Here is a 12611-nt window from a genome sequence, read left to right as displayed (position 1 = left end):
TCCCCCACCGTGCTTCCCCTCAGGCGGGATCCGAGGCGGGCCAGGGGTAGGTGACGCCGGTGAGCCGTTCCGACATCCGCCAGAGTTCCCCGGCGCGCGCCGGATCGGCGGCGGCCTTCGGGGGTTTGACCGGTCCCGGCGTCCCCCGGCACTCCAGGCGCCCGGTGGGCCCGTAGAAGCCGCCCGGCCTGATGCCGGGCAGGGTGGCCGCGTAGAGCGCGGGCAGTGCGGCGGCGGTGGCGGACTGGCCGATGACCCGGCCGAGTCCGGCGCGGCCGACCGCCTGGGCCAGGCGTGAGCTGTGCCGCTGGAGTCCCGTCAGGCTGGCGCCGGGGTGGACGGCGACGCTGGTCAGCGGGGCGCCCGCCGCGTCGGCGCGGCGCTGAAGCTCCTGGGCGAAGAGCACGTTGGCGAGTTTCGAGGTGATGTAGGCGGTCATGCCGCGGTAGCGGTGCTCGCTGAGCGGGTCGTCGAGGTGGGCCAGCCTGCTGCGGGCGACGAGGGCGCTGACCGTGACGACCCGGGGCGCGCGGGCGGCGAGCAGCAGGGGCAGGAGCCGTCCGGTGAGGGCGAAGTGGCCGAGGTGGTTGGTGCCGAAGGTGACTTCGAAGCCGTCGCGTGTGGTGCGGCGCTCGGGGAGGTTCATGACGCCCGCGTTGTTGACGAGCAGGTCGAGGGCGCGGGCCTCGGCGGTGAGGTGCCCGGCGAACGCGGCGACCGACGCGAGGTCGGCGAGGTCGAGTGCGGCGGCGCGGACGCGGGCGCCCGGTACTTCGCGGCTGGCCTGTTCGGCGGCGGCGCGCGTCCGTTCGGCGTCCCGTCCGGCGAAGACGACCTCGGCGCCCGCGCCGACGAGCTGCCGGGCGGTGGCGAAGCCGATGCCGCCGCTCGCGCCGGTGACGACGGCGACGCGGCCGGACAGGTCGGGCAGGGCGGACAGGGTGCGCGCGCTCCAGCCGGTCATGCGTCGAAGGCGATCGACACGCCGAGGTCGCGGTGGCGTGCGTCGCTGTCGGCGCGGGCGCGTTCGGCCTGGCCGGCGACCTCGTAGGCGTCGGCGCCGAGCAGGAGGCGCAGCGGCGGGTCGTCCATCCGCGTCACCTCGCGGATGACGCGGGCGGCCTTGGCCGGGTCGCCCGGTTCGCGGCCGGTCCCGGTGCGCATGCGTGCGGCGACGGTGCCGACGGTGGGCCGGTAGGGCTCGGGGATGTCGGCGACGGTCATGGAAGGGCCGCTCCAGTCGGTGCGCAGGCCGCCCGGTTCGATGACGGTGACCTTCACACCGAACGGGGCGGTCTCCAGGGCGAGTACGCCGGAGAATCCCTCGACGGCCCATTTGGCGCTCTGGTAGGCGGCGAGGCCGGGTGTGGAGACGCGGCCGCCGACGGACGCGACCTGCACGATGTGTCCGCCGCGCCGTGCGCGCAGGAACGGGAGGGCGGCGCGGGTGACGTGGTAGACGCCGAAGAAGTTGGTCTCGATCTGTGCGCGGAAGCTGTCCTCGGTGGCGTGCTCGACGGGGGCGAGGTCGGCGTATCCGGCGTTGTTGACGACGACGTCGAGGGTGCCGAAGGTGTCGACGGTCTCCTGGACGGCGGCGCGGACGGCGTCCTGGTCGGTGACGTCGAGGCCGATGGTCCTTACGCGGTCGCCGTGCCGTGCCACCAGGTCGTCGAGTGCGTCGGGGGTGCGGGCGGTGGCGGCCAGCAGGTCTCCGCCGGCGAGCACCTCCTCGGCGAGCGCGCGGCCGAGGCCGCGTGAGCTGCCGGTGACGAACCAGACCTGGGGCATGAGGGGGCGCGCCTTTCGCGTCGGTCCACGGGGTGCCGGGCCTGGTGGGGGGCCGGGGGCCCGTGGCGGGCCGGGGATCTGACGGACTTTCCGGCACGGATCTTTCTGCACGGGTGGGGACGATCCGGACTTTATGCCCGATGGGGTGGGCGGGCAACGGCGACAGGCCCGCCGCCGCTCCGGGAGGAGCGGCGGCGGGCCGGGTGGGACGGGGTGTCAGAGGACGGCGGTCAGGGGCGGGTACCAGCGGTCGGCGATCTTGCGGATGCCCGAGTCGTCGGGGTGGACGCCGTCGCCGGTGTCGGCGGAGGTGCTGAAGCCGGTCCACTGGTCGACGACGGTGACGGGCGACTGCGCGGTGCTGATGCCCGCCGCCCAGCCGGGTATCGCCGCGTTCAGGTCCACGACGCGCTGCGCGCAGGCGGCGCAGCCCGCGGGGGCCATGGGGATGATCTGCGCGACGAGTACGGTGACCTGCGGGTTGTCGGCCCGCATCTGGCCGACGAGGGTGGTGTAGGCGGCGAGGATGGCCGACGTGGACCGGTTGCTCCACACGTCGTTGGTGCCGAGGTGCATGAGGACGATGTCGGGGTGGGTGGCGGCGAGCCAGGCCGGGAGCTGGTTCTGGTCGGCCATGTTGGTGGCGAGGATGCCGCCGTGGCCCTCGTTCTCCCCGTCGTAGGGGAAGCCGCAGCCCTGTGCGCCGAGGGTGCCGACGAAGTCGATGTCGGTGTGGCCGGTGTTCTGGAGGTCCTGCCACAGCAGCGCGCGCCAGCAGCCGGGGGAGCCGGTGATGGAGTCGCCGAGGGGCATGATGCGGACGGGGTCGTCGGCGCGTGCGGGTGTGGTGGCGGTGAGGGTGGCGGCGAGGGCGAGGAGGAACGCGAGGGCGGCGCCGAGCAGTCGGCGCGGCGCGGCGGGGGCGTGCGTGAGGGCCATGGAGGTCTCCCGGGCAGGCGGAGGTCCACCGCCGGGTACGCGGACCGTCCCGTGGTCCGCGTCCAGCCCCGAGGTCCGGCGGCATCTGGAGGACTGCCCATGCCGGGAGCGTGTCAACCGCGGGCGGCTCGCGCGGCCGCCGCCCGGACGTGTCAGGCGCGGGCGAGCCGGCCGCGGTCGAGCGCGCGGCGGGCCCGTGCGGCGTGCTCCATGGCGTAGAGGCGCAGGAGTCCTTCGACGCGGTAGCGCTCGGGTCCCGTCTCGACGATCAGGTGCTCGTTGGCGAGGGTCTCCAGGGTGCGCCTGACCTGGGCGACGGGGCGGCGGCTGAGGAGCGCGGCGTCCATGACGGTGACTTCGGCGCGTGTCTCGCCGCCGAGCAGCCGGAAGAGGAGGGCGGCTTCGCCGGTCAGCCGGTGGTAGGAGGTGTCGAAGACCGAGCGGACGGCGCACTGGCGGTCCTCGCCGTCGGCGAGGGCGTCGAGGCGGCCCATGGGGTCGGCCAGGTCGGCGGCGAGGGTGCGGAGCATGCGGTGGGGTCCGGCGGCGAGGCGTTCGGCGGCGATGCGCAGGGCGAGCGGGAGGTGTCCGCAGGCGTAGGCGAGGAAGCGTGCCGAGGCGGGTTCGGCGGCGACGCGGGGTGCGCCGACAGCGGCTTGGAGGAGCGTGATGGAGTCCGCGGGGGTGAGGGGGCCGAGCGGGAGGCGGGCGATGCCGCCGAGGCCGGTGAGGCGGCGTCGTGAGGTGACGACGGCCGCGCTGCCGGGCGCGGTGGGCAGGAGTGCGCGGACCTGCCGGGTGTCGGCGGCGTCGTCGAGGACGACGAGGACGCGGCGTCCGGCGACGAGGCTGCGGAACACGGCGGCGAGCTGGGCCGGTTCGGCGGGGAGGCTGGCGGTGGGGACGCCGAAGGCGATGAGGAATCCGGCGAGTATCCGGGCGGGTTCCGCGGGGGCGGTGTCCGGTCCGTAGCCGAGGAGGTCGGCGTGGAGGACGCCGTCGGGGAAGCGGTCCCTGACGCTGTGGGCCCAGCGCAGTGCGAGGGAGGTCTTGCCGGTGCCGGGGGCGCCGTCGACGACGACAGTGAAGGGTGCGTCGTTCTCCTCGGCGCGGTCCAGCATGCGGTCGAGGGCGCGGAGTTCGCCGGCTCGGCCGACGAAGGCCGCGCCGTCGCCCGGCGGGAGCTGGGCGGGCGGGAAGGACCAGGTGACCCCGGCGAGTGTGACGCGGGCGAGCGCGGTGAGTTCACCGTCGGCGGCGAGGACGCGGTCGCATGCCTCGGCGAGTTGGAGTGTGGGCCGGGCGAGGCCGTTCTCCACCTTGCTGAGCCAGCCGGGGCTGTACGCGGCGAGTGCGGCGAGCCGCCGCAGCGAGATGCCCTCCTGTTCCCGTCTGCGGCGCAGCGCAGCGCCGAATCTGTCCAGATGGCCCTGCGAGATCCTGTCGGCACGCTGCATGGCGTAAGCCCCTACTCCCTCCGACGCCCCCGTATTCCATACGGCATCGTACGGAACCTCTTGTCCGGCACGCCCCTCCCGTTTCCGGCTCTTGAGTGTGATCCACGTCTCTTCGCGGCACCCGATGTCACACCGCACCGCCGTCATCCCGTCGTGATCGGCAGCAACCGTGCCGAACCGCCGGATGCGCAGAAACGACCGGACACACCGGGCCGGGCCCGGGGATGTGGGAGGCACCGCACGATGCCAGGCAACGCCACCGAAAGTCTGCTGCGGCACCGCCGCGCTGTCCTCGTCGTCGCGGTGCTGCTCGCACTGCTCGGCGGGGCCGCGGGGGCGACGGTCTTCGACCGGATGAAGGGGGGTGGCTTCGACGACCCGGGCGCGGAGTCGGGGCGGGCCGCCGCCGCGCTGGCCGGGGAGTTCGGGCAGGACGACATGAACCTCGTGCTGCTGGTCAGGGCGCCGGGCGGGGTGGACTCCCCCGCCGCCGTCCGCGCGGGCGCGGCGCTGAGCGAGCGGCTCGCCGGTGAGCCGGGCGTCAGCGCGGCCGTGTCGTACTGGACGGCCGGGCAGCCGGACCAACTGCGGGGCGACGAAGGGAACATGGCGCTCGTCCTGGCCGCGCTCAGCGGCGACGACACCGAGGCGGCGGAGACGCTGGACGCCCTGGAGCCGCGCTACGCGGGGGAACGGGACGGGCTGACCGTCGCGTTCGGCGGTCCCGCGGTCGTCGGCAAGGAGCTGGGCGAGGCGAGCGAACGGGACGCGGTGCGCGGCGAGATGATCGCGTTCCCGCTGATGCTGGTGGTGCTCGTGCTGATCTTCGGCAGCCTCGTCGCCGCGGCGCTGCCGCTGATCACCGGGCTGATCACGATCCTGCTGTCGTTCGGCCTGCTGTGGGCGCTGGCCGGGGTGACGGACGTCAACGTGTTCGCGGTGAACGTGGTGACGCTCCTCGGGCTCGGACTGGCCGTGGACTACAGCCTGTTGATGGTCAGCCGGTACCGCGAGGAGGTCGCGGCGGGGCACGGCGCGGAGGCGGCGATCCGCCGGACGATGCGCTCTGCCGGGCGGACGGTGGTGTTCTCGGCCGTCACCGTCGCCGTCACCCTGGCGGGGCTGGCGTGGTTCCCGCTGCTCGCGCTGCGGTCGATGGCGTACGCGGGGGTCGCCGTCGCGCTGCTGACGGCGCTGACGACGCTGGTGGTCCTGCCCGCGCTGCTGGCCGTGCTGGGTCCGCGCATCGAGAAGGGACGGCTGCGGCGCCGCCGCCCGGCGAAGTCGCAGCAGGGCGACGGCTTCTGGCACCGCGTGGCCTCGTTCGTGATGCGCAGGCCCCTGCCCGTCGCGACGCTGGCGACCGCCCTCCTGCTGCTCCTCGGCGCCCCCTTCCTCGGCCTGACGATGGGCACGGCCGACGAGCGCACGCTCCCCGAGTCGTCCCCCGCCCGGCAGGTCGCCGAGGAGATGCGCGCCGGCTTCGCGTCCGGCGAGAGCCAGGCCCTCACCGTCGTCCTGCCGGACCCGTCCGGCGGCGCGGCCGACCTGGACACCTACGCGGCGGACCTGTCGGCGCTCGGCGGCGTCGCCCGCGTGGACGCCCCCGTCGGCTCGTACGCCGCCGGGGAACGGGTGGCGGAGCCCGGCCCGCAGCACGAGCAGTACGCCGCTCCCGGCGGCGGCGACGCCGTGTGGCTGTCCGTCGTGCCGGGCCCGCTGTCCAACGCCGAGGCGGAGGACCTGGTCCACGACGTACGCGCCCTCCCCGCGCCGGGCGAGGCCCTGGTGGGCGGCCAGACCGCCGTGAACATGGACGGCATCGACGCCATCACGGACCAGCTGCCGGTCGCGGGCCTGACCCTGGCCGTCGCGATGTACGTCCTGCTGTTCCTGCTCACGGGCAGCGTGCTGCTGCCGCTCCTGGCGATGCTGCTGAGCGCGCTCGGGCTCACCGCGACGTTCGGCGCGCTCGTCGCCGGCTTCCAGGACGGCGGGCTCGCCGGGCTGCTCGACTTCACCAGCACGGGCACGGTCGTCGGGACCGTGCCGGTGCTGCTGTTCGCCATCGCGTTCGGACTCGGCATGGACTACCAGGTGTTCATGCTCTCCCGCATCCGCGAGGAGTACGAGGCGGGCGGCGACCCGGTGGCGGCCGTCGCCATGGGCCTGGAGCGCATCGGCCGCATCGTCACCGCGGCGGCGGCGACGCTGTCGATCGTCTTCCTGGCGTTCGTCGTCTCCGAGATCACGTTCCTGAAGGCGCTCGGCGTGTGCCTGCCGCTTGCCGTGCTGATGGACGCGACGCTCGTGCGCGGCGCGCTGCTGCCCGCCGCGATGCGGCTGGCGGGGCGTGCCACGTGGTGGCTGCCGCGGTGGCTGCGGCCGGTGCACGACCGCCTCGGGCTGCGCGAGTCGGCCGCCCCGGAACGAGACGACTCCCCCGCGCCGGAACCGGCGGCGGCCGCCCGCGGCCGCGGCTGACCGCCCCGCACGCGCCGTACGGGCGGTGGGGGCGCGTCCTCCGGATCCTGCCGGGTCGGGCCGCGGTGTCGGACGCGGTGCGCCGGAAGGCGGAGCGTCGCGGCTCGTGGAGGTTCCCCCAGGCCCGAGGGCCTGGGGGAACCGGAGGACGCGCCCTGAGCGGTCAGCGCCAGACGGGCAGCGTGGAGAAGCCGTTCGACACGAGCGACTCGACCTGCGTCAGGTCCGTCTCCGCGAGCCGCAGCCCGGGGAAGCGCTCGAACAGCGCCGGGAGCGCCACCCGCGCCTCCATCCGCGCCAGCGGCGCGCCCAGGCAGTAGTGCGTGCCGTGCCCGAACGCGAGGTGCTCCCCGGGGGGCCGCGTGATGTCGAACGCGCCCGCGTCAGGACCGTGCTGCGCCGGATCGGTCCCGGCGGCGAAGAACGACAGGATGATCGGGTCGCCCCGCCCGATCGTCACCCCGCCGTCGAGGGCGATGTCCTCGGTCGCGTACCGCAGCGGCAGGTTGGCCACCGGCGTGGACCAGCGCAGCGTCTCCTCGATCACCGCGTCCCAGGAGACCTCGCCCTTCCTGACCAGTTCGAGCTGGTCGGGGTGGGTGAGGAGGGCGTGTATGGCGTTGCCCAGCAGGTGGACGGTCGTCTCGTGCCCGGCGGACAGGACGAGCAGGAGCGTGTCCAGCAGCTCCTGCTCGGTCAGCTTGTCACCACCGTCGCGGGACTCTATGAGCCGCGTCGTCAGGTCGTCGGCGGGCTCCGCGCGCTTGGCCGCGACCAGCGCGGTCAGTATGGCGTAGACCTGCTGGAACGTGGCGGTGACCTCCTCGGGGTCGGCCGACGTGTGGAAGATGCTGTCCACCGCCGCCTCGAGTCCCGCCTTGGAGGTCTCGGGTATGCCGTACAGCTCGCAGATGACCCTTATCGGCAGCGGGTTGGTGTACATCTCCCGCAGATCGACCGGCTGCCCCTCCGGCACGGCGGCGATGGCCTCGATGAGTTCGGCCGTGAACGCCTCGATCCGGCCGTGCAGCGCGTTCGTGCGCCGCGCGGTGAACGCCGGGGCGACCAGCTTGCGCAGCCGCGAGTGTTCGAGGCCGTACGCCGTGAACATGTTGCGCACCACGACCCAGCTGTACAGCGACCAGGTCTCGGGTATGCGCCCGGATATGAAGTCGGGCCAGTGCTGCCGCGGGTCCTTGGAGACACGGGGGTCGGTGGTGAACTTCTTGATCAGGTCGTGCCGGGTGACGGCCCATGCCTCGATGTCTCCCGGGAGGACGACCCGGACGGCCGGGCCCGCCTCCCTGAGGCGGGCCGCCTCGCCTGCGATGTCTAGGCCGCTGGGATCGAGGACGAGGGGCTCGCGTTCCATGGCGTGCTTCCCTTCTGATCGGGTGAGATCGGTGTGAAGGAGGCGGGCAGGGCGGCCAGCGCGCGGTGGAACGGGCCGGGCCGCCAGATGAGCTGCTCGTAGGGAACGGACAGGCGGATGTCGCACAGCCAGTTCGTGAGCCGGTCGATCGCGGTGACGGCGATCAGCAGCCCCGGCTGCTGCATCGGGCACGCGTGCGGCCCCGCGCCGAACGAGAGGTGGGCGCCCGCGTCGGAGCGCGGGCCGTCGCGGCGGCCGGTGGGGTCGGTGTTGGCCCCCGCGTAGGAGATCAGCACGGGCGTGCCCGCGCGGACCCAGGTGCCTTCAAGGTCCACGTCGCGCCGGGGGTAGTGCGCGGAGTAGTTCGCCATGGGCGGGTCCTCCCACAGCACTTCGGTGATGGCGTGGTGAGACGTCAGCGCGCCGGACGAGATGGTGCGGTAGTAGCGCGAGTCGGACAGCATGCGGGCGAGGGCGTTGCCGATCAGGTTGGTGACCGGCTCGTGGCCCGCGCTCAGGGACAGCAGCAGCTGCCAGACGACCTCCTCGGCCGTGAGGCCCTCGGGGTGGTCGAGCAGCCAGGTCGTGAAGTCGTTGCCCGGCCGGTTCTGCTTGGTCGTGACGGCTTCGAGTATGTAGTCCTGGAGTTCCTGGATGCCCTTGGCGGCCTCGTCGGACTCCGACTCGAACATGCGGGCCATCGCGGTCACCAGGCGCGTGCTGGACGACGGGGGCAGGCCGAACAGGCCGTTGAAGATGATCAGCGGCAGCACGCGGGCGTACTCGCTGATCAGGTCGGTCTGGCCGCGTTCGCCGAAGTTCTGGATCAGTTCGTCCGCCGCCTGGTGGACGAGCTGCCGCAGGTCGTACGGCTCGATCAGCGCGACGCAGTCGGTGAGCGCGCGGCGCAGCCTGGCGTGGACCTCGCCGTCGTTGAACAGGGCGTTGGGCCGCCACGACAGCATGGGCAGGATCTCGCTGTCCTGCGGGACGGTGTGCTGCCACACGCGCGGGTCCTTGGAGAACGTCTCCGTGTCGTGCAGGACGCGCAGGGCGACGCGGTAGCTCGTGACGAGCGTCGCGCCGACGCCGGGCGCCAGTTCGACCGGGGCGCAGGCGCCGTACGTCCGCAGCCGGTCGTAGACGGCGTGGGGGTCGGCGGCGAAGTCCTCCCCGTACAGCGGGACCCGCTCCAGCGGCGCGGCGCCGCCAGGTGTGGGGTGGTTCACGGTTCAGTCAGTCCTTTCGCGTGCCCTGCCGGGCTCTGCCGCGGCGGTGTGGCCGTGGCCGGTGCCTGAGCGGCGGGTCACGGCTGCTGTTCGAGCGCCGGGACGGCCAGGAGGTGTTCGGCGAGGGCGAGCAGGGCGTCGAGCGAGGTGCGGCGGTCGCGGGCGTCGCAGGTGATCATGGGGGTCTCCGGCGCGAGGTCGAGGGCCGCGCGCAGCTCCTCCTCGGGGTACCGGGGCGAGTCGGGGAAGAGGTTGAGCGCCACGGCGTACCGGAGGTCCTGGCGTTCGATCAGGCCCATGACCTCGTACGAGTCCGCTATCCGCCGCGTGTCGGCGAGGATGAGGGCGCCGAGCGCGCCGTGGGTCAGGTCGTCCCAGAGCGCCTGGAAACGTTTCTGTCCCGGCGTGCCGAAGAGGCACAGCGCCAGGTCGTCGCCGAGGGACATGCGGCCGTAGTCGAGCCCGACGGTGGTGGTCGTCTTGTCCTTGAGCCCGTCGAGGTGGTCCACGACCGCGCCGGTCTCGGTCATGACCTCCTCCGTGCGCAGCGGCGGGATGTCGGAGAGCGTGCGGATGATCGTCGTCTTGCCGACGCCGAACGGGCCGCTGACGATCACCTTGACCAGCCGCTGGTCGGGGTTGCGCAGGTAGATGTCCCTATTGGAGTGCGCGGAGTCCACGGATCACCCTTTCGAGAAGCTGCTGATCTGGTTTCGCGTCGGACTCGACGGGCGCGGGGGCTCGCACGATCAGGAGTCCCTGGTCGAACAGGTCGCTGACCAGGACTTTGAGGAAGATGACCGGCATCTTGAGGTGCGCGGCGACCTCGGCGAGGGGCAGCGAGCCGTGCTGCAGTATCTCCAGCACGCTGCGGCCGGAGCCGGTCAGGTCGGAGGGGATGTGGTCGGTGGCCGCCCGCAGCACGGTCAGCCGGTCCAGGACGTTGCGGCTGGGATGGGTACGGCCGCCCGTCCACAGGTACGCCGGGATCAGCCGCCGGCTCATGTGTACGGGCCGTCCGTCCCGGGCGGGACGCCCTGTGCCGCGATGTCGCGTCTCGGCGGGCTGACCATGGCCTTGCCGAGCGTCTGGACCTGCTTCTGCATCTCGTAGGTCACGTTGTCCATCGCGACGTTGGGGCCGGTGAAGACGGCGAGGTAGGCGCCCTCGGCGGCCGGGATCACGAAGACGTAGCCGTGCTGCGTCTCGACCATGACGGTGCGCAGCAGGCCGCGGCTGCCGAAGTACGTCTCGCTGGTGCCGCGTCCGGCGGCGAGGAAGGAGGCGAGGACGGCGGACAGCTTCTCGGCGGCCTCGGGCTCGATGCCGGAGTGCGCCTCGAAGAAGCCGTCGGCGGTGAGGATCATGGCGTGCTGGACGTCCGGCACCTTGAGGATCGGCGTCAGCACGAAGGACAGGTCCGCCTTGACCCGCGGTGCGGGGACAGGGGTGTTCATCAGCTCTCGCTTTCTGGCTCGTCCACGACGGCGCGACCGCGCGCGGTGCCGCGCTGGAAGGCACCCATGCGCGAGGCGGCGTCCTCGGGGTCGCGGAGGTACGCGGTCGGGTCCGCGGTGTCCGGCTGCGCGGGGACTCCGGGGGCGGCGCCCGCGTCGCCGATCGGCTTGCGGTAGTTCCAGGAGTCGCTGCGCTCGTTGCGCCGCTGCGGCAGGGGCGGGAGGGAGCCGTCCGTGGGGGTGGGGGACGCGGGGGCCTGGGACGCGGCCGGTTCCGCCGCGGGCCGGGGGGTGCCGGTGCCGCTCGTGGGTCCCGCCGGGGCGGGGGGCGCGGGGGACGCGCCGGGTGCGGGGGATACGGGGGATGCGGGGGACACGCCGGTGTCTTCCCTGGAGTAGGGGGACGCGCCGCCGGTGCGGGCGGTGCCGGTCCCGGTGAGGTCGGCGGGGTCGAAGGGCGCGGCGGGTGCCGGGCGGTCCAGCGCGGGACTGCGCGGGGGCTCCGGGCTCCACAGCGGCGCGACCGATCCCGTGGTCGGCTTGGCGTAGTGGATGGGCAGGGGGATGGACTCTTCCGCGGGGGCGGTGAGCAGGTGTTCGGGGATGAAGAGGACGGCCTTGACGCCCGCGTAGTGCGAGGGCTCGACCGAGACGGACAGGCCGTACGCGGCGCACAGCTGGCCCATCGAGGCGAAGCCGCAGCGGGGCGGGTCGCCCAGTTCGGCCAGTTCGATGGGGTCCTCCGCGCTGAGCAGGCGGCGGGCGCGGCGGTACTCGTCGGCGTTCATGCCGATGCCCGCGTCCGAGACGACGACGACGGCGCCGTTGTGCGCGCGGTGCAGGGACACCTCGACGGCCAGCGAACCGTGCGAGTGGTGCACCGCGTTGGCCATCAGCTCGGCCAGGATGACGGCGACCGGCTCGGCGGCGCGGTCCACGACGGCCACCGGCTTCTGGAGGTGGCTGACGATCCTGACGCGCTCGTAGTCCGGGATGCGGGAGCTGGCGCCGACGGCGAGTGCCTGCAGTTCGGACTTGCTGCGGACCAGGCCCGCGCCCGCGCCGCAGACGACGCGGGTGACCTGGATGCGCCGCAGGATCTGCTCGTTGAGGTAGTCGAGCGCGGCGAGGGCGCCCGCGAGGTCGGGGTCGTCGTACTTGTGCAGCAGCGCGTCCACGGAGGACTGCATCTGGTAGCACATGGTCTGGAGCGTGATCGTCGCGCCGCGGACGGCCGACTGGGCGGCGCCGTCGGTGCGCAGGCGCTCGGCGACCAGGGCGTCCGTCATGCCGGACAGGACGGCGTCGAGCGCCTTGGCGGCCTCGCCGCCCGCGAGTTCGGCGTGGAGCGGTCCGGGGATGCGTACGTGGGGGTGGCGTGCGGCCTGCGCGAGGCGCGGCAGCCGTGTGGGGAGGTGGCCCAGTTCCTCGACCAGCATGCGTTCGCGCCGCTGGACGTCCGCGAGTCTGCTCTGGAGCGCGGCGAGCTGGGCGTCGGAGGCGTCGGCTCTCGTGGTGACCGTCTCGGCGCGGTGCCGGGCGGCGGCCGCACGGCGGCGTTCGCGGACCAGGAGGGTGAGGAGCAGGACGGCGGTCACGCTGCCCAGCGCCAGACACGCGACCAGCACTGCCGGTATCTGCATCGTGTGAGACTCCGTACGGTTGCGCAAGTCCCGGCCAGAGGCCGGGCGGTGGCGCAGAGTCAAACAGGCATCACCGTCCCGATGCAAGGCGGAACGCGCCCGGTCCCCCGCACGTGGGCAACCGCACGGCCCGGGAGCGCGTCCTCCTCCGACGACCCGCAGGGGCTTACCGGAAAGGTGTTCGCGGTGACGACGCACGAGGTGACCACGGAGGACGGCACCCGGGAGGACGACCCGGG

11 protein-coding genes are annotated in these 12611 nt (G+C 73.5%); 1 reads left to right on the top strand and 10 read right to left on the bottom strand.

The genetic code is table 11. The features are described from left to right. Positions 1 to 19 precede the first annotated feature (19 nt). The 4 genes from ACIBPC_RS01715 to ACIBPC_RS01700 form a co-directional block, all read right to left on the bottom strand. Positions 20 to 964, bottom strand: a complete 945-nt coding sequence (locus ACIBPC_RS01715; protein ID WP_398840541.1) for an oxidoreductase — start codon at positions 962 to 964, stop codon at positions 20 to 22. Further along, positions 961 to 1791 (bottom strand): SDR family NAD(P)-dependent oxidoreductase, encoded by an 831-nt coding sequence (locus ACIBPC_RS01710; RefSeq protein WP_398840539.1) that lies wholly within the window; start codon positions 1789 to 1791, stop codon positions 961 to 963. The genes ACIBPC_RS01715 and ACIBPC_RS01710 overlap by 4 nt, the downstream gene beginning before the upstream one ends. Before the next feature lie 216 nt (positions 1792 to 2007). Continuing rightward, positions 2008 to 2730 carry an SGNH/GDSL hydrolase family protein gene (locus ACIBPC_RS01705; RefSeq protein ID WP_398840537.1) on the bottom strand — a complete coding sequence of 241 codons (723 nt, stop codon included), beginning with the start codon at positions 2728 to 2730 and terminating at the stop codon, positions 2008 to 2010. 152 nt (positions 2731 to 2882) lie between these two features. After that, on the bottom strand, positions 2883 to 4187 hold the full coding sequence (locus ACIBPC_RS01700; RefSeq protein WP_398840536.1) for a helix-turn-helix domain-containing protein: 1305 nt from the start codon (positions 4185 to 4187) through the stop codon (positions 2883 to 2885). Between the two features lie 243 nt (positions 4188 to 4430). On the opposite strand from ACIBPC_RS01700, the gene ACIBPC_RS01695 reads away from it, so the two are divergent. Continuing rightward, positions 4431 to 6671, top strand: a complete 2241-nt coding sequence (locus tag ACIBPC_RS01695; RefSeq protein WP_398840534.1) for an MMPL family transporter — start codon at positions 4431 to 4433, stop codon at positions 6669 to 6671. A 163-nt stretch (positions 6672 to 6834) separates the two neighbouring features. On the opposite strand, the gene ACIBPC_RS01690 is transcribed toward ACIBPC_RS01695, so the two are convergent. The 6 genes from ACIBPC_RS01690 to ACIBPC_RS01665 all read right to left on the bottom strand — a co-directional run bounded on the left by ACIBPC_RS01690 (position 6835) and on the right by ACIBPC_RS01665 (position 12372). Continuing rightward, a complete protein-coding gene (locus tag ACIBPC_RS01690) occupies positions 6835 to 8043 on the bottom strand; it encodes a cytochrome P450 (RefSeq protein WP_362964644.1) in 1209 nt (402 codons plus the stop codon). Further along, positions 8004 to 9272, bottom strand: a complete 1269-nt coding sequence (locus ACIBPC_RS01685; RefSeq protein ID WP_362964646.1) for a cytochrome P450 — start codon at positions 9270 to 9272, stop codon at positions 8004 to 8006. The genes ACIBPC_RS01690 and ACIBPC_RS01685 overlap by 40 nt, the downstream gene beginning before the upstream one ends. 77 nt (positions 9273 to 9349) lie before the next feature. Beyond that, complete coding sequence (locus tag ACIBPC_RS01680) at positions 9350 to 9952, bottom strand: ATP/GTP-binding protein (RefSeq protein ID WP_362964648.1); 603 nt, start codon at positions 9950 to 9952, stop codon at positions 9350 to 9352. Next, a complete protein-coding gene (locus ACIBPC_RS01675) occupies positions 9930 to 10277 on the bottom strand; it encodes a DUF742 domain-containing protein (protein ID WP_362964650.1) in 348 nt (115 codons plus the stop codon). Before ACIBPC_RS01675 ends, ACIBPC_RS01680 begins: the two co-directional genes overlap by 23 nt. Next, complete coding sequence (locus ACIBPC_RS01670; RefSeq protein ID WP_362964652.1) at positions 10274 to 10729, bottom strand: roadblock/LC7 domain-containing protein; 456 nt, start codon at positions 10727 to 10729, stop codon at positions 10274 to 10276. The genes ACIBPC_RS01675 and ACIBPC_RS01670 overlap by 4 nt, the downstream gene beginning before the upstream one ends. After that, a complete protein-coding gene (locus ACIBPC_RS01665) occupies positions 10729 to 12372 on the bottom strand; it encodes an ATP-binding protein (protein ID WP_398840533.1) in 1644 nt (547 codons plus the stop codon). Before ACIBPC_RS01665 ends, ACIBPC_RS01670 begins: the two co-directional genes overlap by 1 nt. Positions 12373 to 12611 lie beyond the last annotated feature (239 nt).

This window comes from Streptomyces sp. NPDC049879 (assembly GCF_044461265.1).
In the GTDB taxonomy this organism is placed as follows: domain Bacteria; phylum Actinomycetota; class Actinomycetes; order Streptomycetales; family Streptomycetaceae; genus Streptomyces.
Note: the sequence above shows the minus strand (reverse complement) of the source record. Positions and strands in the feature narration are given on the sequence as shown.